This is a genomic window from Streptomyces sp. NBC_01525 (assembly GCF_045040405.1).
Taxonomy (GTDB): Bacteria; Actinomycetota; Actinomycetes; order Streptomycetales; family Streptomycetaceae; genus Streptomyces; species Streptomyces benahoarensis.
The window spans coordinates 5,403,427-5,427,502 of sequence record NZ_CP109397.1 but is presented as its reverse complement, the minus strand read 5'-3'; the positions used below and the strand labels follow the sequence as shown (position 1 = coordinate 5,427,502).

The following is a 24,076-nucleotide window of genomic DNA, read 5'->3' as shown; positions in this document are numbered from 1 at the left end:
ACCGAGAGACCCATGAGCCCCACGTACACGGCCGGTTCGCTGGTGAACGCCCGCGGCCGGGAATGGGTGGTGCTCCCCGAGAGCGCCTCCGGCATGCTGGTGCTGCGCCCGCTGGGCGGCGGCGAGGACGACGTCGCGGCGGTCTTTCCCGCCTTCGAGGAGGTGCGGCCCGCCCAGTTCGCGGCGCCGAGCCCGTCCGACCTGGGTGACCAGCGGGCGGCCGGCCTGCTGCGGACCGCGCTGCGGATCGGTTTCCGTTCCGGGGCCGGGCCCTTCCGCGCGCTGGCGTCGATCGCCGTGGAGCCGCGCGCCTACCAGCTGGTGCCGCTGCTCATGGCGCTGCGGCAGCGCACCGTACGGCTGCTGATCTCGGACGACGTCGGCATCGGCAAGACCGTCGAGGCCGGCCTGATCGTCAAGGAGCTCCTCGCGCAGGGCGAGGCGAGCCGCCTCGCGGTGCTCTGCTCCCCCTCGCTCGCCGAGCAGTGGCAGGGGGAGCTGCGGGAAAAGTTCGGTATCGACGCTGAGCTGGTCCTCGCCTCCACCGTGTCGCGTCTGGAGCGCGGCCTGGAGCTGGGGCAGTCGCTCTTCGACCGGCACCCGTTCACGATCATCTCGACGGACTTCATCAAGTCGACCCGGCACCGCGAGGACTTCGTACGGCACTGTCCGGACCTGGTGGTGGTGGACGAGGCGCACACTTGCGTCGCGGCCGACGACGCGCAAGGCCCGGCCTCCTCGTCCACCAGTCAGCTCCGCTACGAACTGCTGCGGCGGGTCGCCGCTGACGAGGACCGGCATCTGCTGCTGCTCACGGCCACCCCGCACTCCGGCAAGGAGTCCGCGTTCCGCAATCTGCTCGGTCTCGTCCGGCCGGACCTGGCCACGGTCGATCTGGAGAGCCCGGCGGACCGGGCCCGTCTCGCCGAGCACTTCGTCGCCCGCAAGCGGGCCGACGTGCGCCAGTACCTCACCAAGGAGGACGGTCTCGCCGACGACTCCCTCGTCGAGCGGACCGCGTTCCCCTCCGACCGGTGGACCAAGGACGAACCGTACAAGCTCACCCCCGCCTACCGGGCGCTACTCGACGACGCGATCGCCTACGCCGCGGACCGGGTGGAGACCGCCGGTCGCCAGGGCAAGCGGGAGGCCCGGATCGCCTGGTGGTCGGTGATCGCGCTGCTCCGGTCGATGGTGTCCTCGCCCGCCGCCGCGGCCCGCACCCTGGAGACCCGCTCCGAGTCCGCCGCCGCCCGGACCGCCGTCGAGGCGGACGCCCTCGGCGCCCCGCTGACCCGTGACTCCTCGGACAGTGACCGGCTGGAGGGCATGGACGTCGCGCCGGGCGCGGCGGAGAGCGAGCAGGGCGACCCGCGGCTGCGTGAACTCGCCGCGTGTGCAGCCGAGTTGTACGGTCCGGCGTCCGACGCCAAACTCAAGGCGCTGACCGCGCATCTCAAGTCGCTGATCGCGGACGGCTACAGCCCGATCGTCTTCTGCCGCTACATCCCCACCGCCGAATATCTGGCGACGCACCTGGAGAAGAAGCTGGGGGCGAAGACGCGGATCGCCGCCGTCACCGGCACGCTCTCCCCGCAGCAGCGCCTGGAGCGCATCGAGAAGCTGGCCGCCGAGGACGCCGACGACCCGGCCGTCCGCCGGGTCCTGATCGCCACCGACTGCCTCTCCGAGGGCGTCAACCTCCAGCACGCTTTCGACGCGGTGATCCACTACGACCTGGCGTGGAACCCGACCCGGCACGACCAGCGGGAGGGCCGCGTCGACCGGTACGGGCAGAAGCGCGACCAGGTCCGCGTGATCACCATGTTCGGCGAGGACAACGGCATCGACGGCAAGGTCCTCGAAGTCCTCTTCGCCAAGCACCGCCAGATCAAGAAGGACCTCGGCATCTCGGTATCCGTCCCGGACGAGACGGCCTCGGGCGTCACCGACGCGGTGGTCGAATGGCTGCTCCTGCACGGCAGGCAGGGCACCCAGGAAGGGCTCTTCGACCTCGACGGCCACCAGGAGTCCCTGGACCGGATGGAACGGGAGTGGAACTCAGCCGCCGAGCGCGAGCGGACCTCCCGCTCGAAGTACGCGCAGCGCGCCATCCACCCGGAGGAGGTGGCCCGCGAAGTCACCGCCGTACGGGCCGCGCTCGGCGGCTCCGAGGAGGTCCGCGACTTCGTCCTGGAGGCGCTGCGCGACCTTGACGCCCAGGTCCGCGACCCCCGCGACGGCTCCGGCGACTTCGCCGCGCAGGTCGGCGGTACGCCGGCCGGTGTGCGCGACGGTCTCGCGGCGGTCCTCGGCGGACGGATCGTGGAGGAGGACCGGGAGATCCCCTTCCGCGCCTCCCCGGCGATCGGGCGCGGCGAGGCGGCCCTGGTCCGCACCGACCCGGCGGTCGGCGCGCTCGCCTCGTACGTCCTCGACTCGGCCCTCGACGCGAACACTCCGGGCCCGCGCCCGGCCCGCCGCTGCGGCGTCGTCACCACGGACGCGGTCACCATCCGCACCACCCTGCTCCTGGTCCGCTACCGCTTCCACCTGACGCTGCCGTCCCGCACCGGGGAGCGGCAGATCGTCGCCGAGGACGCCCGGCTGCTCGCCTTCGAGGGCCTGCCGTCCCGGGCCCGCTGGCTCGACGACGACGCGGCAGCGGCGCTCCTCGGGGCACGGGCTGCCACGAACACCCACGAGCAGCTGGCCCGCAACCAGATCACCCGCACCCTGGACGGACTCCCCGAACTGTCCGGCCACATCACCGAGTACGGTGTCGCCCTCGCCGCCGACCTCAACGCCTCGCACCGCCGGGTACGGAAGGCCGACACCAGCGACCGTGCAGAGATCGTCCGCGGTCTGAAGGTCGTCCCGCAGGAGCCCGCCGACGTACTCGGTGTGTACGTGTATCTGCCGCAGCAGCCCGCCGCCGTATCCGCCCCTGCTACCTCTTCCGCCTCTACCGTGACCGGAGCCGAAGCCTGATGTCCGCCGCCACCCGCACCGCACCGGTCTTCACCGCCGTCACCACCGTCGGCGGGCTGCTCCCCGGCGACATGCTCGTCCGCATCGCCGAGGCACGGAACCTGCCGGGCACCAAGTCCGCCGATTACGGGCTGCCGGGCTCGGTCACCGTCCGCGACGAGGCCGAGCGCGCCTGGGAGTACCTCAAGCCGCTCTGGCGCGAACTGCGCGCCGCGCTGCCCGCCGACCCGGAGACCGGCGCGCCCGCCGCCGACCCGACCGGCCGGGCCTCCTCCGACTGGCTCTCCCAGCTCTTCCGCAAGCTGGACTTCGGGGCGCTGACGGAGGTCGGCCCGGAAGGCATCCCCGCCGACTCCGATACGGAGACCCGGTTCCGTATCTCGCACCGGCACGGGCCCGCGCTGCTCCACCTGATCCCCTGGAACCAGGAACCGGACAAGCGGCCGGCGGCCGGGCAGGTGCCGCCGCAGTCCCTCGTCCAGGACTGCCTCAACCGGACCGAGGCCCATTTGTGGGCGGTCCTCACCAACGGTCGGACGCTGCGGCTGCTTCGCGACTCGTCGTCGTTCGCGACGGCCGCGTACGTCGAGTTCGACCTGGAGGCGATCTTCGACGGTGAACTGTTCAGCGAGTTCGTGCTGTTGTACTGCGTGCTGCACGCGTCGCGGTTCGAGGTGGCGGAGGGGGCGGCGCCGTCCGGGTGCTGGCTGGAGAAGTGGCGGACCGAAGCCGTCACCTCCGGCGCCCGTGCCCTGGACCAGCTGCGGCTCGGTGTCCAGCAGGCACTGACCGTGCTCGGTACGGGATTCCTGCGGCATCCGGACAACGGCCGGCTGCGCGAGGACACCGACCCGAAGGCGCTGCAGGCGGCGCTCCTCCGGCTCGTCTACCGGCTCCTCTTCGTCTTCGTCGCCGAGGACCGGGACGCGCTGCTCGACCCGGCAGCGGACGAGGGGGCGCGGGCCGCGTACGCCCGGTACTTCTCCTCGGACCGGCTGCGCAGGCGGGCCCGGCGGCGCCAGGGCACCGCGCACGGCGACCAGTACGAGGCGCTGCGCCTGGTCCTCGACGCGCTCGGCATCGAGGGCGGCCGGCCCGAGCTGGGCCTGCCCGGCCTCGGCGGGCTGTTCTCGCGTACGGACGCGGACGCGCCGCTGGAGGGGCTGAAGCTCTCCAACGAGTCGCTGCTCCAGGCCGTCGGGTACCTGGCTCAGGTCCACGACCCGGGAGCGCGGCGGTGGCGGGCCGTCGACTACCGGCACCTGGACGCGGAGGAGCTCGGCTCGGTGTACGAGTCGCTGCTCGAACTGGAGCCGAAGCACTCGGCGGCGGACCGGTCGTTCGAGCTGGTCGAAGTGGCGGGCAACAGCCGTAAGACGACGGGCAGTTACTACACCCCGTCGTCGCTGATCGAGTGCCTGCTCGACACCACCCTCGACCCGGTGATCGACGACGCGGTCAAGCGCGGCGAGCAGCGGGCCTCGGCCGGCGGGCGTCCCGATCCGGCGGACGACATCGTCGCGGAGCTGCTGGGCCTGACAGTGTGCGACCCGGCGTGCGGTTCCGGACACTTCCTGGTCGCCTCGGCGCGACGGATCGCCAAGCGGGTCGCGGCGGTACGCGAGCACAACCCGGAGCCGACGGTGGACGCGGTGCGGCACGCGCTGCGGGAGGTCGTGGCGCGGTGCATCTACGGCGTCGACCTCAACCCCATGGCGGTGGAGCTGGCGAAGGTGTCGCTGTGGCTGGAGGCGATGGAGCCGGGGAAGGCGCTCGGGTTCCTGGACGCGCATGTCCGGTACGGCAACGCGCTGCTCGGCACGACGCCGTCACTCCTCGCGGGCGGAGTGCCCGACGAGGCGTTCGACGCGATCGAGGGCGACGACAAGAAGTACGCGGCCGCGCTCAAGAAGCGCAATAGGGCCCAACGCGGCGGCCAGGGCGACCTGTTCGCCGAGTCCGAGGTCACGGTCCCCAGCAATGCACGCCTCGCGGCCCAGCTCAGCAGCATCACCAACGCTCCGTCCGAGGACCTCATCGAGGTCAACGCCCAGCAGGCGGCGTACGAGGATTACGTGACCTCCACCGCGTACACGCGCGACCGTGAGACGGCGGACACGTGGTGTGCCGCCTTCGTCTGGCCGAAGCAGCCGGGCGCGCCGGAGGCACCGACGCACGACGTCGTACGGAGCCTGCTCGCCTGGGACACGGCGGCGGTGAACGACGCGACGCTGACGGAGGTGCTCGCGCTGAGCGAGCGGTACCGGTTCTTCCACTGGCACCTGGAGTTCCCGGAGGTGTTCGCCGTCCCGGAGTCGGGGGCGGGCGTCGATCCGGCGACGGGGTGGGCTGGCGGGTTCGACGCGGTGGTGGGGAATCCGCCGTGGGACAGCGTGAGCCTTCCGGAGGTCGAGTTCTTCGCGGTGCGGGCACCAGAAATCGCGGCCACGAACAACACGGCGGCGCGCAAGAAGAAGATCGAGGCACTCAAGGATGACCCTGACACTCTCGATCTGTACAACGAGCATGAGGCAGCGAAGCGCACGATGCTGGGCGCGAGCCACTTCCTGCGCAACTCTCACCGCTATCCCCTCACGGGGCAGGGCAACCTGAACTTGTACGCGCTGTTCGCCGAGGCTGACCGCATCCTGACCGGGGGCCGGGGGCGTACCGGTGTCATCGTGCCGACGGGTATCGCGACGGACGCGCGGACGCAGTACTTCTTCAAGGACCTGGTGTCGGCGGGGTCGCTGGCGGCGCTGTTCGACTTCGAGAACCGCAGCGGTCTCTTCCCGGCGGTGGACTCTCGGATGAAGTTCTGCGTGTTGTCCCTCGTCGGCCGCTCACAACGTGAACCGGCGGCACGATTCGCCTTCTTCACCCACGACCCGGTCGAACTGGAAGCCCCCGGCAAGGTCTTCGCCCTCACCCCTGAGGAGATCACCCTCCTCAACCCCAACACCGGAACCTGCCCGGTCTTCCGCTCCCGCCGCGACGCCGAGATCACCCTCGGCATCTACCGCCGCGTGCCGGTGCTCCTCAAGGAGTCCGACAAGGCGAACAGCAACCCGTGGGGCGTGTCATTCATGCAGGGCTTGTTCAACATGTCCCACGACTCCCACCTCTTCCGCCCCTCCGCCGCCAACGGCGAAACCCTCGACTCGATGCTCGCGGACGGCTGGCGACTCGACGGGAACCAGCTGGCGCGCGGGGAGGAGCGACTGCTGCCGCTGTACGAAGGACGCATGGGGCATCAGTTCACTCACCGCTTCGCTGACTCAGCCGGAAAGGAGGAGGTGTCCGTTCTGGAACTCGACGACCCGGACTTCGTAGTTCAGCCCCAATACTGGGTCACCCCTGAGGACGCTGCCGTACGTCAGGGACGCAGGCCTTTTGCCTGCACATCGGCCCTACTGGGCCACCGCCGTGTGGCGCGGAGCACCGATGACCGCACCCAGATCGCAGCACTTATCCCCTGGGGTCCGGCATCCTACGGATGGATCATCTCAGCTGGCCCCGATGCTGAATCGCTGACGATCCTGTCGGCTGCGTACAACTCCTTCGCGTACGACTTTGCGCTGCGCAACAGCCTTACTCAGCCGAGCATCCCTCAGGGGACGTCCCAGCAGATTCCCGTTCCTGCACCGTCCACGGCTGCACCCTTGGCTTCCTTTATCACCCCCCGCGTTCTCGAACTCACCTACACGTCACAGGACATGGCGCCCTTCGCACAGGACCTCGGCGACACCGGCACGCCTTTCCACTGGGACGACTCCCGCCGCACCATCATCCGCGCCGAACTCGACGCCCTCTTCTTTCACCTCTACGGCATCACCCGCGACGACGTGTCGTACATCCTCGACACCTTCCCCATCGTGAAGCGCAAGGACGAAGCGGCCCACGGCACCTACCGCACCAAGGACCTGATCCTCGCCGAGTACGACCGCATGGCCGCCGCCGGTCTCACCCTGGATACCCCGCTCGACGAGAGCGACTCCGGCACATACCGGTCCACGCTCACCCCGCCCCCGGGGCACGGTCCGCGCCACCCGGCCCGCCAGGACGGCTGACGTCCGGACAACGCGAGGGGCGCCGTCCGCTACACAACAGCGGACGGCGCCCCTCGACCTATCAGCGCTCCAACGCGAACCGAACGAACCGTCCCCACCCGTCGCGGCCGACGGCGAAGGCCGGACGCGCCACATCCTTGGAGTCCCGTACGTGGACGGCCGCCTCGGCGATGGCCACCTCCACGCAGCTGTCGCCCTGGCTACCGCTGTAGCTGGACTTGAACCAGAACAGTTCCGCCGTTCCGCTCGTCATTGCTCTCCTCGCAGTCGCTCCAGAAGGGCCCTGCTCTCCTGAGGGTTGAGGGCCTGGGAGCGCCGTGTTTCATAGCGTTGGCAGAGCAGACTGACACCTTTCGGGTCGGAGATCAGCCGCCCGCTCTCCTGCCCCTCCGCATAGCCGAGCCGCCGCCCCTCCGGCGTCTCCAGCACCTGCACCGGGCCGTCCAGACAGACATGCAACACACCTTCCAGCGGGACCACTTGCAGGATCACGTTGCGCGGCGCCGTCGCTGCCAGCACATGATCAAGCATCCCCCGCATAGCCTCCACATCCCCGAACCGCCGCCGGAACACATGCTCCTCGACGATGAAACTGAACAACGTCGTCGGCCGCTCCACCAGCATCCGCTGCCGTTCCGCCCGCGCCGCCAGCAGCGCTTCGAGCCGCTCGTCCGTCACCACCGGAATCATGCCCTCGAACACCGCCCGCGCATACGCCTCCGACTGCAGCAACCCCGGCACCAGCCTGCACTCGTACGTACACAGACTCACCGCTGTCCGCTCCAGCCGCGCCCACTCCCGGAACCACGCCGCCAGCCCCACCTCTCCCCGCGGCAGATACGGCGCCGCCCTCCGCAACGCCCCCGTGTTCCCCGTCGCCTCCTCCCCGCGCTCCATGAACAACTCGTCCGGCATCCGCCGCCCCAGCTCCACCGACTCCACGGTGTGCTTCGAGAACCGCACCCGCTCGCCGAACTCCACCCGGCTCAGCCCCGCATGCTCGCGCAGCGTCTGCACGACCGCCCCGAACGTCCGCAGACTGTCCGACGGATGCGGTTCCCGTTCCCCCTCTGAGAACGCACCGGCCCCTTCTCCCACGATCGCCATCCGCCGCCCCTTCCCACCGCACGGTCAAACACACTTAGCGTGACGGCGTACGCCCCGTACTTTCTACCCTGCGTGCCCGTACGGTGGCCTCCCGTACGGGCCTCCCCTCTCGCCGCCCCAACCCCGCGCGGGCCACGCTGACCCCATGAACCACACCGCCCCCCAACTCACGCCTTTCACCCGGACGTTCAGGCAACAGCTGTCCTCCACTCGCCGCGGCGCACGGCTCGCCCGACTCCTGCCGTCACCGAACTCCACGCCTGGGGCCTCCCGCCGGACATCACGGAACGTGCCGAACTCGTCGTCGCCGAACTCGCCGCCAACGCCGTCCTGCACGGCCGCGTCCCTGGCCGCGACTTCGAACTCGCCCTGACCTACACCCCGCTGCCCCGCCCCGGCCGCCTCCTGGTCGAGGTCTCCGACGCCCGCGGCGACCGCCTCCCCCGAACCGCCGGCGAGAACCCCGACCTCTCCACCGGCGGCCGGGGCCTGACCCTCGTCACCCTCCTCGCCGACCGCTGGGAGACTGTGCCACGCCCACCGGGTGGCAAGACCGTACGAGCGGAACTGGCCACATCGTCCGGTATCTGACGGGCCGTTGACCGAGCCAACAGACGCCACCTAAGGTCAACCGCGCACCACGTGCACATGGGGGACCTGCTTGAACACCACTGACGCCACCCGCATGCTCCGTCAGGCCGAACAGGCCTACGGCACGGGTAATTTCGCGCGCACGCTCAACCTGCTGGACCGGATCTCCACAGACCGTCCCAGCCTCCCCGTGGACGACCGCGCCTCCTACGACGCACTGCGCGCCCTGCTCGCCGAACGCGCGGGCAACTGGCCCGAGGCGGTCCACCGCTGGCTCGCGGTGTTCGGCTCCATCCCGCCCGCGAGCGGCGAGGACCAGCCCTGCGACCTCGGCTGCGACTGCGACGGCCGCACCGTACTCGACGCTCCGGACGCCACGTCCGGCGAGGTGCCTTGCCTCTGCTGCCCGGCACACGCGCTGTGGCGCCTGGTGTGGCAGGCGGCCCGCCAGGGCGCGTTCGGCGAGGTCCTCGACGCCGTCCCCGACCCGTCCGGAAACCGCCGCACCGCCGTGGTGCACGCGCTCGCGGTCGGCGCGCTGAGGTTGCTCGCCCAAAGCGAGAAGGTTGATCCGGCTCACGCGGTCTTCGCTATTGCCGTCTGGCGTCTGCTGCTCGACGTAGAGGACTCACTCCGCTTCTGGAACCTGATGACCGCCCGGCGCGGCACCCCCATCGACGTCCAGGACTGGCTGTCCGCATGCGACAGGTTGGCGGACCGTATTCGTACGGCGCTTCGCTCAGTCGACGAACGCGACGGCCATGACGTCCTCGACGCCTGGGAGACCGTCTGGAACGTCGAGGAGCACGAGAACAGCGGCGAGCTTGTCCGCGGCGAACGCGCCTATCTGCGCATGGAGGACTGTTTCGGCAGCTGCAACGACGGCTTCCGCTGCCGGTGCCCCATCGACACCTGGCAGCCCCCCACGCCCGACACCACTCCCCCGTGCCTGGGCCTGATGTTCGGTGGCCACCGGCCCGCGACCGGCCACTCCCCCATCACCACGGACACGGCCGCCCGGCAGCTGGAGGAGTGCGGTGAACACCGCGCCCTGCTCACCGCGTACACCCACCGCCACGGCGAACCCGCCACCTGGCAGATGAAATCCGACACCCACCGGGCCTGCGCGCCGTACCTCGCCAGGGCCCTGGCCACCAGGGCACATGAGCAGTTCGAGAAGGGCGCGTGGCAGGACACCCTCGCCGACCTCACCTCTGCCGCCCGCCTCGGCCTCGTACTCGACCGGCATCACCACGAGATGGCCCGCAAAGCCGGACTGAGCGCCGGCCGGAACGGCAACGGCTACCAGCGGGCCACGCTCGTCCAGCGCATCCTCTGGATGGAGTCCGCGCACGCGCTCGCTCCCGATGACACCGCCCTTGCCAAGGAGCTGGCAGCCGCCCTGGTCCGGCGCGGCACCGAAGCACTGGGCACGAAGGACAGGCATCAGGGCCGTACCCGCTTCGAACGGGCACTGTGCGTACGCCCCGGCGATCCGGTGGCACAGGACGCGCTGGACGCGCTGGATCTCGCCGACATCGCTTCCGTCGTCACGGGAAACAGGCGGGGCAAACAGCCCGGCCTGCAACGGGTCGGGGAACTTCTGCACCGCGGGTTCCGCGCGGAGAACCCGGCCGAGGTTCTGCACGAGGTGTACTCCTGGTACCGCGACCGAATGATCGAACGGACCGTGCGGAAGGCGCTCGACGGGAAGAAGAGCGAGGCCCGTCGGGTCCTGCGACAACTGGAGGAGGTCCGCCCCTCCGAGGACGAGTGGGGGGAACTGGCTGACGACGGTGACATCGCGCACCTCCTGTACGACACGGCCGTCCGACAGCTCGGAGCACGATCCGGCGACTACACCCGGCAGGTGCCCCTGCTGCTCTCCGCCGCCGCGTCTTTCGCACAGCTCACCGGGGCGGAGGCGGAGTGGCAGGCGCTGGAGACCGTCGTGCCGTTCGCCGCCGAACTGGTCGACACCGGACGCTTCTCCGAGCTGATCGCCCTCCAGGGCGGGCTGCTGATCACCCCGGGCCGCTCCGCGGAGTACGACCAACTCGTCGCCGTCGCGTACCACCGGCGCGCCCGCGACCGCCGTACCGACGGCGACCGAGCCGGTGCCGTACGCGACGAACGCGCCGCGTCCGCGCTGGGGTTGGCGGCCGGCCGGCAGACCTCACTCCCCCTCGAACCGTTGATATTCCCCGGCCTCTTCGACTCACCGGGAACACCGGACCCGGACGACCCGCCGTACATCCAGGAGACCCTGTGACCGCGCACTCCCGCACGCCGATGCCCTCCTTTGGCCCCACCGTGTTCGAGCTCCTTCCGCGTGCCAGGCCGGGCATCGGCCAGGGGGACCTCGCGAAGGCGGTGGGCGTGGCGGTCTCCCGGGCCCGCCGCGCACGGGACACGGACCGCGAGCGCGCCCTGAAGACCGCCCACGACGCGGCCCGCACCCCCGCCGACACCCTCGTCAGCGAAATGCTCACCCCTCCTCTCCCGGCGTCCGCCGATCCGAAAGGTCCCGCACCCAAGTGACCACTCCCCCGCCCGGCACCGACGAGCTGCGCAAGCTGCGCGTCCGCGTCGCCGCCCTCTCCCGTAAACGCGAAGAGGCCGTAGCCCAACTGGCCGACCTCCTCACCGCGTTGCTGCCGCTCGACGATCTCCTCACTGACACGGCACACCGGTCCGAGCAGTTCGGCTGCTCCGGAACGGGCCGTACCGGACAGATCGCAGCCGCCGTGCAACAGCAGACGGACGCCGCCCACCGGATGCTTCGGGCCGAGCTCGCGCGCCACGGCGTCCGTCCCATGGATCTCGTCGGGAAGATCCCCGACCCGGTGGAGGCACGGGCGACGGGCGTCGAACCGCATCCGACCGCCCCCGAGGGAACCGTCTTGCGGGAGACCGTCACCGGCTTCCGCCACGGAACCGCCTGCCTGCGCCGTGCCGATGTCGTCCTAGCCGCACCCGGGCCCGCGCCCGCCACCGAACAGGCGGCACCTGCCGAGCCCTCCGACGGCGGGGCCACCCGGGAGCGCCGGAACCAGCCGCGCCGCACCAGCCGCGCCCGGCGCCGACAGCCGCTGCCTCGCAAGCCTTCCAAGCGCCGCCGCTGAACCCGCTCCACATCGCCCCCTCCCGTCCCTGCCACCCGAAGGCCACGTCATGCCGTACCGCACTCTCGGAATCGATCTCGGCACCACCAACTCCGTCACCGTCTGGATGGACGGCGGCGTGCCGGTGGTCCTCCCCAACCGCCACGGCGAGCAGGCCACGGTGTCCGCCGTCGGTACCGGCGCCGACGGATCCCTCCTGGTGGGCAGCGAGGCGCTCGGCGTGCGCGACCACCTGCCTGGCTCCGTGATCACCGAGGTGAAGCGGCTGATCGGCCGCCGCCATGCCGACGCCGACGTACAGCGGCTGCTCGACGAGCGGCCCGCGGGCGCACCGCCGGTACGGGAGTCCACGGACGGCGGGGTCGAGATCCGGCTCGGCACCCACTGGCTGACGCCCGTACAGATCTCGGCGATCCTGCTGCGACGACTGCGCACGGACGCCGAGAACACCGCCGGTGAACCCTTCCCGCGAGCCGTCATCACCGTCCCGGCGTACTTCACGGAACCGCAGTTCGCGGCGGTGCGGGAAGCCGGGGAGCTTGCGGGCTTCACCGTCGCACGGATCCTGCCCGAACCGACCGCGGCGGCCCACGCCTTCGGGGTGGAGCGCCTCGTCGAGGATGACGACGACATGTGCTCGGTGCTCGTCTACGACCTTGGCGGCGGTACCTTCGACGTGTCCCTGCTGCTCATCGGGCCGGGGTACTTCCGGGTGCACAAGCTGGGCGGGGACAAGTCGCTCGGCGGGGCCGACTTCGACTCCGCGCTGTGCCGGATGCTCACCGACAAGCGACTCGGCGGCCGTGACCTCTCCGGGACCGGCGACGCGGCACGCATCCGCGCCGCCGCCGAACGCACCAAGATCGAACTCTCGGATGTCACCGCAGCGGAGATCATCCTCGCGCCGCTCGGAAAGAACGGCGGCTCCTGGACGGGAAAGGTCACCCGCGACGACTTCGAGGAGCTGATCGGCGCCCAGATCAACCGCACGCTGGAGCTCACCCGTGGCGTGTTGCGCGACGCGTCCAGGACGACCGCGGACATCGACAAGGTCCTGCTCGTCGGCGGCTCGACCCGCATCCCGCTGGTCCGCCGCCGTCTGGCCGAACTGTTCGGCGAGGGGAAGGTGCACAGCGGAATCGACCCCATGTCCGCCGTCGCGCTGGGCGCCGGCATTGAGGCCGGGCTCGCGTCCGCTCTCGCCTGCCCCTCCGAGCCGTGCCTGACCACCGGAATCCCGATCACCGAGAGCGCCTGCCCCGACTGCGGCACCTCTCTGCTCGGCACGGCGACGGTCGACTGCCCCGGCTGCCACGTGCCCGCCGCCGAGGGGACCACGAGCTGTCCGGTCTGTGCCATCAGCCTCTCCGGGCTGCGGGCGGCCGCCCCCGTCGCATCCCGAGCATCGTGCCCACACTGCGGCGAGCAGAACTCCACCTCATCCACCGTGTGCCAACTCTGTGACGAGCCGCTGGACGCGGGCGGACTGAAGTGCCCCGACCCCGAGTGCCAGATGGTCAACGCCACCGGCCTGACAGCATGTTCGGCCTGCGGCACATTGTTCCGGACCGACCGACCGGAACAGGTCACCGCCCAGAACCTGGGACTGGCACTCGACGACGGCACCGTCGCGGTCCTCTTCACCGCCGGAACGACGTACCCGACCGACTGGCAGAACATCGAGAACCTTCAGATCCGGCCGGACGGCACCACCGCGCTGACCTTCCGGATCATCGAAGGACCGCACGAGAAGTCCCATGCCCGCAACGAGTTCTGCGGGGAGCACACGCATGTCTTCGACAGGGGCACTGACAGCGTCGAGCGGCTCACACTCCGGGTACAGCTGGACGAGAACCGCACCGTGAACCTCGCCTACCGCATCGGCGACGGCGAGGAGCTGGGCGCGCGGCTGCGCCGCAGCGCCGTCGCCGACGGCATCGGCCGCGACGCCTCTCGGCTCCTCGACGTGATCCGTACCCATGGCGCCCATTTCGGCGACGGGCTGACGGCGGCGGAGCACAGCGTCTTCGCCGAACTGACAGAGCAGCTCACCGCGATCGTGCGCGGTGAACCCCTCGGCCGGTCCCTTGACGGATTCCTCGACGAGGCTCGCGACACGGTGGAGACGTGCCGGGACGCCCGCGGCTGGTCGGCCAACGCGTCCGTCGCCGCGCGCCGGGGCCGGGAGCTGGGCCTCGGCGCGCCGGCCGAAGAGCTAGCCGACGCCCGGCGCGCCCTGGACGCGGCACGCGAGCGGCTGGATCTGCCCGCGATGCGGGCAGCGACGGAGCACGCCCGCAGCCTGTGGCGGCAGCTCGACACGACCACCTGGCAGTCCATGCTCGCCGCCCACGACGCCGAGCTCGGCCGCTTCCCGGAGTCCGTACGCCGTCCCGTCCTGACCGCCTGGGACGACCTGCGCGCCGCGGCCTCTCGCGGGGACTACGCCGCCCAGGACGCGCTGCACATGAAACTGAACGAGCTCGCCGGTCACTCGCAGGCGCCTGCCCCGGCGGCGCGCAAGCAGCGGGACAGCGCCCAGGTGTTCCCCGAGCGCCGGTAGCCGAACGGGCGTGGTGAGCGTCCAGCACACCGAACATACCGATTGACACCGTCAACACGTAGGCTGGAACGCACTTCGTGCCACCCGAACCACCCGCGTCCCGGAAGGTCCCCATGCCGCAGCTCCCCGACCGTCTTCCCGGCTTCCCGGACTTCCGGATCGCCCTGCCCAAGGACGCCGGTGAGGCTCGCGGCCTCCTGCTCGCCGAGCCCGGCGACAACGGCTCGCACAAGTTCCTGGTGACCGCGGGTTCGGCGGTGTCGGCGGAGGACTGGCCGGGGCTGAGCGACTTCGCTCGCCGGCTCCGTTCCGGACTGCGGGAGAACGGAACGCTGGCCGACGGTCCCCGCCCCGGCGCCTGGACCGCGTCCCGCGACATCGTGTGCAACTCGCCGTCCGCCGCGGCCTCCCTAGTCCTCGGCTACGGAGCCACCGGCCCCGGCACCTGGCGCAGCGCCGAGGACGGGCACCGCCTGGGCGACTTCCTGCCGCAGAGTTGGCGGGCCCCGCAGAAGGCCTGGCTGGTGCGGGGGAACAACGTCTCCGGCCACAACCTGGTCCGCCGGCTCTGGCTGAAGGAGGGCTTCGTCTCGCTCGACGCACCCCACCTGCCGCAGGTGGACGAGCCCGACCCGACCAAGAGCGTGCTGCGCCGCTTCGTCGAGGAGGGCTACGAGGGCTCGGCGACGTACCACCAGAAGCGCGGTCTCGTCGACGAACTGCACGCCTTCTTCACCCAGATGCGGATTGGCGACACCGTCGCCACCCTCAGCGACGGCCTGCTCCACCTCGGGCGGATCACCGGCGACCTGGTGCAGTCAGGCTCCCCCGGCGGGCTCTCCAACCTCCGGCGCCCGGTGGCCTGGCAAGAGACCGCCCATCCGTACGAGGAGCTGCCGGAGGAGGTGCAGCAGAAGCTCTCCGCCCAGCACGACGTGGTCGACCTGACCCCCGTCCTGGAACAGCTCACCGCGCTCACCGGCGGCCCGGGGACAGCGCCGGAGCAGGCCGGGGAGGCCCTGGAATCCTCCGAGCAGCGTGTCCTGACCTTCCCCGAGGTCACCGACGAGTTCGCCCGGAAGCTCCTCGTCCACGACCGCTCCTTCCTCGACGAGCTGCGTGAACTCCTTCTCGACGAGCGGCAGATGGTCCTCTACGGGCCGCCCGGCACCGGAAAGACGTATCTGGCGCTGAAGCTGGCCGAGTACTTCGGCGGCGGCCCTGAGCAAGTCAAGATCGTCCAGTTTCATCCGTCGTACGCGTACGAGGACTTCTTCGAGGGTTTCCGGCCGGTCGAGGACCCCGAGACACGGGAGGTCGCTTTCCGGCTGACGGCGGGACCGCTGCGGGAGCTCGCCGACACCGCCTCGCGGGAGGGCAACCGGCATGTACCGCACTTTCTGATCATCGACGAGATCAACCGGGCTAATCTGGCGAAGGTCTTCGGCGAGCTGTACTTCCTCCTGGAGTACCGCAAGAGCTCGGTGCGCCTGACCTACTCCGGGGACGACTTCGGGCTGCCGCCGAACCTGTACGTGATCGGCACCATGAACACCGCGGACCGGTCGATCGCGCTGGTGGACGCGGCGATGCGGCGCCGTTTCGCCTTCGTGGAGCTCTCCCCCCGCGTGGAGCCCACTGCCGGCCTCCTCACCCGCTGGCTGAAGCACGAGGGCAAGGACCCCGAACCTGCCCGCCTGCTCGACGCCCTCAACACGGCGATCGACGACCCCGACTTCGCCATCGGCCCGTCCTACCTGATGAAGCCCGGCCTATACCGCGAGGGCGGCCTCGACCGGACCTGGCGCACCAAGATCCTCCCCCTCCTTGAGGAGTACCACTACGGCGAGGGCATCGACATCGCCGCCCGCTACGGCCTGGACGCGCTGCGCGAGCGGACCCGGCGGTCATGAGCGGGAACGCGGCGGGCGGCGCCGCCCTGGCGCACAGTGACATCCCGGCCGCGACCACCGACGGCAACGCGGCAGACGACGCGGGCCCAGCATGCAGTTACATCCCGGGCGAGATCACGCTGCGGGAGTACGGCGCCGCCTTGTCCGTACCGCTGGACGCGGCCACCGGGCGGGCCCTCGTCGCGGCGCGATTCCTCGACGCCGCCGCGCCGGACCCCGAGCGGCCCGGACACTGGAGACTGCGGGCCGGCCACCAGGTCGGCGCGGTCCGGCTGCCGGGCGGGACGGTCCTGCGGATCGCGCCCAAGACACCGGTGGGGCGGCTGTTCTTCCTGCTCGGCTTCAGCCTCGACCCGGCTGGCGCCTGGCGCGACAGCCGTGAGGGCACGGTCAGCACCGGTGCGCACGACGAGGTGGTACCCGCGCTCGCGTACGCGGTGGAACGGCAGATCGACGGCGCGCTGCGGCAGGGGGTCCTCCAGGGCTACCGGGAGGTGGCGGAGTCCGCGCTGGTGGTACGAGGCCGACTGCGGGAGGCCGAGCAGATCCGGCTCCACTTCGGCCGCATGCCGCCCGCCGAGATCGTCTACGACGCGTACACCGCCGACACCGCCGAGAACCGCATCCTGCGCGCCGCGGTGGAACGGCTACTGCGGCTGCCGTCCGTTCCTGGGCCGGTGCGGCGCCGTCTCGCCCACCAGCGAATCCGCCTCGCGGACGCCGGTCCCCTGGTCCGCGGCCAGGACCTGCCGCACTGGCAGCCATCCCGTCTCAACTCCCGCTACCAGCCCGCCCTGCGGCTCGCCGAGGCCGTACTGCGCTCCACCTCGCCGGAGCACCGGACCGGCCCGCTCGCCCTGGACGGCTTCCTGCTCGACATGCACCAGCTCTTCGAGGACTTCGTGACGGTCGCACTGCGCGAGGCCCTCCGGGAGTACGGCCTGACGGCGCGGCTGCAGGACGTACACGCTCTCGACCCGGGCGGCCAGGTCCGGATGAAGCCAGATCTGGTGGTGTACGGCGTGGACGGCCGTACACCTGTCGCCGTCGTCGACGCCAAGTACAAGACCGAGAAGTCCCACCGGGCCCACGGCTACCCGAACGCCGACCTGTACCAGGCGCTCGCCTACGCCACCGTGCTCGGCCTGCGCGAGGCGCATCTGGTGTACGCGGCGGGCCGCCTGCCCGAGCGGACGACCGAGGTCCGCGGCACCGGCGGTCTGCGGTTGTTCCAGCACAGCCTCGACCTCACCTCGGAACCCGCGGCGCTGCTGCGGACCTTCCGGGAGCTCGCCGCCCGCCTGGCCGGGCCCACCGCCTGACACCCACGGAAAGGGGGCCCACGGCCCATGCCCCGACTCGCCTTCGCCCAGAGCTTCTGGGACGGATTCGACACCCTGGAGAAGCCGGTCAGAGCCGGCGTCCGCAAGGCCATGACGAAGTTCCAGGCCCTGACCGTGGCCGAGCTCAACGCTGACAAAGGTCTGCATCTGGAGTCCGTGGAGAACGCCCGTGACCAGCGGATGCGCACCATACGGATCACCGACTTCTGGCGCGGCGTGGTCCTCTCGCCGGACGACGGCAGCGATCTCTTCCTCCTCGTCCATGTGCTGCCGCACGACGACGCGTACACCTGGGCGGCGAAACGCCTGTACAGCACGAACAGCGCCACCCGCGGCCTGGAGGTACGCGACGCGGTCGCACTGGACGAGCTGACACCGCTGTACGAGACGGCCTCCCGCAAGGCGCCGAAGCTGCTGTTCTCCGGCGTCTCCGACGGAGTCCTGCGCGAACTGGGCATCGACGCCCAGGTGTTGCGTGCAGCGCGCTCGATGGCGGACAAGGCGCAGCTGGAGGCGTTCGCTACGCTGCTGCCCGAGGACCAGCTGGAGGTCCTCCAGTACCTCGCGGAAGGATTCTCACCGGAGGAGGTCTACCGGGACGTGGTGGCCGTGCGCCGCCCGGTGGACGCGCCGCCCGAGCCGGACGAGGACCTGGCCACCGTCATCAGCAACACCACCGCCCGGATCCGTCTCGTCACCGGCCCGCAGGAGCTGGAGGAGATCCTGGCGAAACCGTTCGCGGCCTGGCGGGTCTTCCTGCACCCCTCCCAGCGGCGGGTCGCCCACCGCACCTCGTACGGCGGTCCGGTGCAGGTCACCGGCGGCCCGGGAACAGGGAAGACCGTGGCCGCGCTGCACCGGGTCCGGCACCTGCTGGGACGGTCGCCGGACAGCCGGATCCTGCTGACGACGTACACCAACGCGCTGGCCGCCGGACTGCGCGACATGCTCGGTCTTCTCCTCCAAGGCGACGAACTCCTCCTCTCCCGGGTCGATGTCACGACCGTCGACGCCTATGCCAACGGCGTGGTGCGGCAGCACACCGGCGTCACCCCGAAGCCGGTGGGCGACCGCGACCAACGGCAGCTCTGGGAGAAGGCGGTCAAGCAGCTGGATCTGCCGTTCCAGGCCCGCTTCCTGGCGCAGGAGTACCGTCACGTGGTGCTCGGCCAGGACATCCGTGATCTGGACGGCTATCTCGCGGCGAGCCGGCGCGGACGCGGCACCGGCCTCGGAGCGGCCAGGCGCGGGCTCGTGTGGAACGGCGTCGAGTGGTTCGAGAAGCTGCTGCTGGAGCGCGGTGCCACCACCCACCTGCGGGTCTGTGCCCGGGCGGCCGATCTGCTCGCCGCCGGCCCGGCCCCGTACGACCACGTCGTGGTGGATGAGGCACAGGACCTGCACCCCGCGCAGTGGCGGGTGCTCCGGGCCGCCGTCACCCCCGGACCCGACGATCTGTTCCTCACCGGCGACCCGCACCAGCGGATCTACGACTCCCGGGTGTCACTCGGCTCGCTGGGGATCGCCACCGCCGGCCGCAGCTTCCGGCTGCGTCTCAACTACCGCTCCACCGAGGAGATCCTTGTCTGGTCGGCGCGGCTGCTCGCACCGGTCAGCGTGGACGCCCTGGAAGGCGACGGAACCGACTCCCTGGCCGGCTACCGCTCGCTGCTGCGCGGCCGCCGACCCGAGGCCGCCGGGTACGCCACCCAGCCGGAGGAGTACGCCGCCCTCGTGGACCGGGTGCGGGCCTGGATCGGTGAAGGGCTCGCACCTCACGAGATCGGGGTGTGCGCCCGGTTCAACCTGGCACTGGACGCGGCGGAGTCCCGGCTGAAGGACGCCGGGATCCCGGTGGTGCGAGTGAAGGGGCAGGTCGCCGCGGAGACGCCAGGGGTCCGGCTGGCCACGATGCACGCCATGAAGGGGCTGGAGTTCAGGGCGGTCTCCGTGCTCGGGGTCACGAAGGGAACGGTGCCCTTCGCCCGCGAGATCACCCCGCTGGAGACGGACGCACCGCAGCACGAAGCCGACCTCCTGCGCGAGCGCTGCCTGCTCTTCGTCGCCTGCACCAGGGCGCGCGAGGCACTGAGCGTGACCTGGACCGGAAGACCGAGCGAGTTCCTGCCGACCCAGGTGTGAACGGGTGGCTCCGGGGCTGCGGGGCCCCGGCGCTGCGGCGGCTCCGCCTCCCAGAGCCGCCCCGCCGGATGTCCTCAGTCCTCCGGGGCCAGAGCGCCGGTGGCGAGTCCGTCGCGGGCCAGCTCGGCGAGCCGGCGACTGAGCTCGGACACGGCCCGCATCGTCGCCTCGAATTCGGTGAGCTGCCGGAAGGCCGCACCGTAGCGGCGCTGTTCCTCGATGGCCAGCTGCGGAATCCTGGCGCCCTTGGCCTCCAGCCGGTAGGTGCCGGAGGCACTGGTGGCACGGCGGGTGTTGGCCGGGCTGCGCAGGAAGCCCTGGAGGTAATCGGTGTCGAGCTGGTCGCTGGCTGAGACCGGCTCCGGGCCTTCGTAGGTCACGAGGCCTGCCCGGAGGAGTTCGGCGACGCCCGCCGTGGCACCGTCGAGCGAGCCTGCCCCCGTACCGGGCCGTAGCTGAGGCAGCAGTGCGGCCAGCCGATGCAGCTGCTCCTCCAGATCGCCACGGAGGGCCGTGAACTCGCCGGAGTAGTCGCGGTGCACGGCCTGGAGGTGGCTGCCCGGGGTGAGGTCGACCATGTCGTCGAGGAGACTGATCGAAGGGACGTCCACGATCTGCTCGGGGCGGGGGGCGAGGCTGCCGTCGGGATCGTTGGCGGTGAGGTCCACCACCCGCACCGTGGACGGGGGGACGTCGGCCGGCCCGGGACGACGCAGAGTCCAGAGGTGAACGGGGAGGGCGTGCGAGGAGGCCGTGCCCGGCGGCAGGGCGACAACCTGGGTGAGGATGCCCCTGCGGACCAGCTCGGCCCTGATCCTTCGCCCGGCCTTGCGGTAGGCGACCGAGGCGGGCAGCACGATCACAACGTGCCCGCCCGGCGCGGTGTGTGCGTAGGCGTGCTGCAGCCAGGCGAGTTCGCCCTCCGCCTTGGACGGGGTGCCGAGTTCCCAGCGTGGATCGAGAAGGAGTTCCTCGCGGCCCCATCCGGTGACGCCCACCGGAGGATCACAGACCACGAGTTCGGCCCGGAGGTCGGGCCATCGGTCGTCGCGGAGCGAGTCGCCCGTCTCGATCCGGGTGTCGGGCATCGAGGACAGGGCGGCACGGAGCCTGGCGAGCCGCGCGGAGTCGGCATCGGCCTCCTGCCCGCGGCAGAGCGCCCCGGTCTGCCCGGCGACGGAGAAGAGCAACAGACCGATGCCGCAGGCAGGATCGAAGACCGTCGCCCCGGGCGGCAGCGGCGGCGCGAAGTGTCGTACGGCGAGGGCCAGGCGGGGGGACGTCACCTGATCCGACCCGGCGCGCCGTACGGCGTCGGCGAACCGTTCGGCCAGTGCGTTCACGACGTCAACGGGCCGCTCGGTTTCGGCGAGTGAACGGACGCGCGTCACGGCTTCTCGCGGCAGGCGCAACCCCGGCAGCCGTCGACCGTGCGCTTCGGAGAGCAGCTCGGCCACATCGGCGAGTCCGGCGATCATGTCCTCTCCATAGGCGGCCCGCAGCTCCTGCCAGACCTGGACCTCGACCGAGACCTCCTGCCCCTTCCGCTGCTTCTCCAGCCACGCCTGGACTTCGGCCAGCGCGAACAGGGGGCTGCTCGCCCCACCTCCCGAGGGCGCGGGAAAGTCCTCGTAGCGGCGCCGCCAGTTGGACACGGCGGCGCGGGTGACGCCGGCCAGCCTCGCGATCTCTGATCCGGTGACGAGGGGGCCGGTGGCGGGGGCAGCTTGGTCCGACATGCGGCCACCGTACACGCAGTGGCACGACCATGAGAACATCAATATCACGTTGACAACGTACACAGATTCTTGTCATCGTTCTGCGTATACAGGTGAGACTTCGTCAGCCTTCTTGCACCGCCCCCGCAGACGCTCGGAGAACTTCCCATGGCCACCCACACCGCAGTCCGCACCGTCTATCGACTCCCCACCGTCTCCCCGACCCCCGAGGCGATGTTCGAGGCCCTCGACCACGAACAGCTCGACCGGCTGGGAGCCGAACTGCACCACCCCGTGGTCCTCGGCGTGCCCGCGATCTACCTCACCTACGGCAAGGAGGAGGCCGCCGACACCTGGTGCGCCCCCAACGCCCATACCACCGGAATCACAGTCTTCGAACCCGTCCGCCGCACCGGAGCCCTGCTGCTCCTCGCCGTCGACGGCCAGGTCTACGCCGTGACCTGCGGCAACGGCTACCGCCTGGTTCCCGATGCCCTCAAGGACAAGCGGTTCGGCCTCTGCTTCGCCATCCGCATGATCGACCCCCGGCACATCAGCGGCGCCGTCACCAAAGCGCTCGGCCGGCCGCGCACCGACATCTCCCTGGTAGCCGCCGGCACCTCGGTCCCCGCACTCGGCATCCGCGACCAGGCACGGGTGGTCCGCCACCTCGGCGGCCACCTCGACGACGTCCCGCTCACCCGAAGCCGCCACGCCAACGGCCGGGCCTGCACCGCCCAAGGCGGTGTCGGCCTGCGGCTCCCGCTCGGCATCGAGCCGGCCGACCTGGTCGAGGACCTGCGCACGATCACCCGGGTCTGCCAGGACGACATCCCGCACCCCGAGCTGGAATTCGTCGACCACATCGTCCCGGTCACCGACACCGTCACCCGCGCCGCACTCGAAGCCGCCCTCGACCGTCTGCTCGGCGCCCCCGCCGACGGACGGATCTCGTCCTCCGTACCCCTCGACCTGCACGAGACGTACGCCGAGGCCACCGCATACCGGACCTGCATCGGCAGCACCGAGGCCTACCTCTGCGACGACTTCGACCTTGAGTACGTCCTCACCCGGGCCAGGATCCACCGCCCCGGCACCCGTATCGCCGCCCTGCGCGACGGCACGGTGACCCTCCACCGCGACCCGTCGCCCAGATCCTCCGTCCCGCTGGCAACCACCCACGCCCTGGACTGGATCCAGGCCGATGTCTCCCTCGGTCCACGGACGTACTGCCTTCTGGACGGCGACTGGTACGAGCTCGGCGCCTGCTACATCGACTCCGTCCGAGACAACCTGCGACAGTTGTTCACCGATGCCGCCGCGTACGGCCTGCCGTACTGGCCCGAAGGCGCGAACGAACGCGCCTACAACCGAGCGGTCTCAAAGGCCCGGCCCGAATGGCTGTTCCTCGGCGGCGAGTTCATCAATAACCCCCTCAAGCGCACCGACCGGGTCGAAATCTGCGACCTGCTGACTACGGACGGTACCCTTATCCTGGTCAAGCAATCCGGCTCCTCCGGCTCCTTCAGCCACCTCCTCGGGCAAGCACAGGTCGCCGTCGAACTCCTCGTCAACTCACCTGAGGCGCGCTGCCAGTTCGTCCGCCGGGTCGCACGGGACAGCGACAGGAGAATCAGGCTGGCCGAGGACTTCACACCTCGTCGGCTGGGCCTTGCGGTCCGGCACAAGTCCGGAGCCACCTTCACGCCCGACTCGCTTTTCGCCTTCTCCCAAATCACGCTCCACCAGACAGCAAGGGAGCTCACCACACGCGGGGTAAGTATCGAGGTCGTTCCCGTGCCGACGGCAGCCGAGATCGCTCGGACCACCGCGGCGTAACGGCACCCCGCACCAACGGTCCATCGACGCTCGCCGAGGCAGGCGTGTGCTGCGTGCCGAAAACCTGCTCGTCGGGCTCACCCGGGGCACGAATCGTCTGGAGCCCTCCGAGAACAGGGCTGTGACGTCGGCGGTGAGGACTGCACGGCGATTGCCCTCTGAGCGCCTTGACCGGAATTCCCCTTGGGGGTCCCGGGCTGGCCAGCGCATACAGGAATGCGCCCCGTCCTTTGGTGGCGGGTCGTTTCACGACCTCGACGTCGAATCCTCGGGCGACTCCGTGCTGGAAGACGCTGTGCTGGTGCCGCTGTCGGCCCAGACCTTCGTTACGCTGGGATGCGAGACTGCGGGCTCGTCGAACAGGCGTCTCGTTCCCAGGCCGGTCCGGGCGGCTCGACAGGCCGCGAACATAGGCTCGATCAACGTCCGTGGGTATCCGAGACGTCACTGCGATACGCGCGTCGAAAACTCACGAAGCACGCAACGATCCACCCTTGCCTCGGTCACCGCTAATAGCTCAGACGTCTGCAAAACAGATCAGTTGCCCCCGTGGGGGACGCCTGACCAGTCGGAATCAGCGTCCCGAACGCTCAGCGTCGCCTACCTGCAGCGCCCCGTCGATACCGGCCACCTCGACGGCGCCTAGCCTGCCAAATAGAGCACCTGGCACCCCA

General features: G+C 70.6%; 13 protein-coding genes and 1 pseudogene. 11 read left to right on the top strand and 3 right to left on the bottom strand.

Annotation, left to right across the window (positions count from 1 at the left end; translation table 11 throughout):
• Window positions 1–12 precede the first annotated feature (12 nt).
• Together OG422_RS24185 and OG422_RS24180 are read left to right on the top strand one after the other, a co-directional pair.
• Window positions 13–2,991, top strand: coding sequence for a DEAD/DEAH box helicase (locus tag OG422_RS24185; RefSeq protein WP_405745480.1), 2,979 nt, complete (start codon window positions 13–15; stop codon window positions 2,989–2,991).
• Window positions 2,991–7,061, top strand: a complete 4,071-nt coding sequence (locus tag OG422_RS24180) for an Eco57I restriction-modification methylase domain-containing protein (RefSeq protein WP_405745478.1) — start codon at window positions 2,991–2,993, stop codon at window positions 7,059–7,061. Before OG422_RS24185 ends, OG422_RS24180 begins: the two co-directional genes overlap by 1 nt.
• 61 nt (window positions 7,062–7,122) lie before the next feature.
• Here OG422_RS24180 and OG422_RS24175 read toward each other — a convergent pair whose 3' ends face one another.
• A complete protein-coding gene (locus OG422_RS24175; RefSeq protein ID WP_405745476.1) occupies window positions 7,123–7,314 on the bottom strand; it encodes a DUF397 domain-containing protein in 192 nt (63 codons plus the stop codon).
• A complete protein-coding gene (locus OG422_RS24170; RefSeq protein ID WP_405745474.1) occupies window positions 7,311–8,168 on the bottom strand; it encodes a Scr1 family TA system antitoxin-like transcriptional regulator in 858 nt (285 codons plus the stop codon). The genes OG422_RS24175 and OG422_RS24170 overlap by 4 nt, the downstream gene beginning before the upstream one ends.
• Before the next feature lie 145 nt (window positions 8,169–8,313).
• Here OG422_RS24170 and OG422_RS24165 point away from each other — a divergent pair.
• The 8 genes and pseudogenes from OG422_RS24165 (at window position 8,314) to OG422_RS24130 (ending at window position 19,845) form a co-directional block, all read left to right on the top strand.
• Window positions 8,314–8,759, top strand: a pseudogene (locus tag OG422_RS24165) (ATP-binding protein).
• A 70-nt stretch (window positions 8,760–8,829) separates the two neighbouring features.
• A complete protein-coding gene (locus tag OG422_RS24160) occupies window positions 8,830–11,031 on the top strand; it encodes a hypothetical protein (protein WP_405745472.1) in 2,202 nt (733 codons plus the stop codon).
• Window positions 11,028–11,300, top strand: coding sequence for a hypothetical protein (locus tag OG422_RS24155; RefSeq protein ID WP_405745471.1), 273 nt, complete (start codon window positions 11,028–11,030; stop codon window positions 11,298–11,300). The genes OG422_RS24160 and OG422_RS24155 overlap by 4 nt, the downstream gene beginning before the upstream one ends.
• Window positions 11,297–11,884 (top strand): nucleotide exchange factor GrpE, encoded by a 588-nt coding sequence (gene grpE / locus OG422_RS24150; protein ID WP_405745468.1) that lies wholly within the window; start codon window positions 11,297–11,299, stop codon window positions 11,882–11,884. The genes OG422_RS24155 and grpE overlap by 4 nt, the downstream gene beginning before the upstream one ends.
• Window positions 11,885–11,933: 49 nt before the next feature.
• Window positions 11,934–14,447 (top strand): Hsp70 family protein, encoded by a 2,514-nt coding sequence (locus OG422_RS24145; RefSeq protein WP_405745465.1) that lies wholly within the window; start codon window positions 11,934–11,936, stop codon window positions 14,445–14,447.
• A 113-nt stretch (window positions 14,448–14,560) separates the two neighbouring features.
• Window positions 14,561–16,360: an AAA family ATPase gene (locus OG422_RS24140; RefSeq protein WP_405745462.1), complete on the top strand. Its 1,800-nt coding sequence runs from the start codon at window positions 14,561–14,563 to the stop codon at window positions 16,358–16,360.
• Window positions 16,357–17,682: an McrC family protein gene (locus tag OG422_RS24135; protein WP_405745459.1), complete on the top strand. Its 1,326-nt coding sequence runs from the start codon at window positions 16,357–16,359 to the stop codon at window positions 17,680–17,682. Before OG422_RS24140 ends, OG422_RS24135 begins: the two co-directional genes overlap by 4 nt.
• 27 nt (window positions 17,683–17,709) lie before the next feature.
• Window positions 17,710–19,845 (top strand): UvrD-helicase domain-containing protein, encoded by a 2,136-nt coding sequence (locus tag OG422_RS24130; protein WP_405745456.1) that lies wholly within the window; start codon window positions 17,710–17,712, stop codon window positions 19,843–19,845.
• A 74-nt stretch (window positions 19,846–19,919) separates the two neighbouring features.
• Here OG422_RS24130 and OG422_RS24125 read toward each other — a convergent pair whose 3' ends face one another.
• Window positions 19,920–21,584: an N-6 DNA methylase gene (locus OG422_RS24125; RefSeq protein ID WP_405745453.1), complete on the bottom strand. Its 1,665-nt coding sequence runs from the start codon at window positions 21,582–21,584 to the stop codon at window positions 19,920–19,922.
• 147 nt (window positions 21,585–21,731) lie between these two features.
• Between OG422_RS24125 and OG422_RS24120 the strand changes: the two genes are divergently transcribed.
• On the top strand, window positions 21,732–23,402 hold the full coding sequence (locus tag OG422_RS24120; protein ID WP_405745450.1) for a TIGR04141 family sporadically distributed protein: 1,671 nt from the start codon (window positions 21,732–21,734) through the stop codon (window positions 23,400–23,402).
• Window positions 23,403–24,076 lie beyond the last annotated feature (674 nt).

What these genes read in the sequence shown, in the direction of transcription:
- OG422_RS24130 (WP_405745456.1), top strand. Translation starts at nt 17,710, where the DNA reads ATGCCCCGACTCGCCTTCGCCCAGAGCTTCTGGGACGGATTCGACACC.
- OG422_RS24135 (WP_405745459.1), top strand. Translation starts at nt 16,357, where the DNA reads ATGAGCGGGAACGCGGCGGGCGGCGCCGCCCTGGCGCACAGTGACATC.
- OG422_RS24145 (WP_405745465.1), top strand. Translation starts at nt 11,934, where the DNA reads ATGCCGTACCGCACTCTCGGAATCGATCTCGGCACCACCAACTCCGTC.
- OG422_RS24185 (WP_405745480.1), top strand. Translation starts at nt 13, where the DNA reads ATGAGCCCCACGTACACGGCCGGTTCGCTGGTGAACGCCCGCGGCCGG.
- OG422_RS24125 (WP_405745453.1), bottom strand. Translation starts at nt 21,584, where the DNA reads ATGTCGGACCAAGCTGCCCCCGCCACCGGCCCCCTCGTCACCGGATCA.
- OG422_RS24120 (WP_405745450.1), top strand. Translation starts at nt 21,732, where the DNA reads ATGGCCACCCACACCGCAGTCCGCACCGTCTATCGACTCCCCACCGTC.
- OG422_RS24180 (WP_405745478.1), top strand. Translation starts at nt 2,991, where the DNA reads ATGTCCGCCGCCACCCGCACCGCACCGGTCTTCACCGCCGTCACCACC.
- OG422_RS24140 (WP_405745462.1), top strand. Translation starts at nt 14,561, where the DNA reads ATGCCGCAGCTCCCCGACCGTCTTCCCGGCTTCCCGGACTTCCGGATC.
- OG422_RS24175 (WP_405745476.1), bottom strand. Translation starts at nt 7,314, where the DNA reads ATGACGAGCGGAACGGCGGAACTGTTCTGGTTCAAGTCCAGCTACAGC.
- OG422_RS24170 (WP_405745474.1), bottom strand. Translation starts at nt 8,168, where the DNA reads ATGGCGATCGTGGGAGAAGGGGCCGGTGCGTTCTCAGAGGGGGAACGG.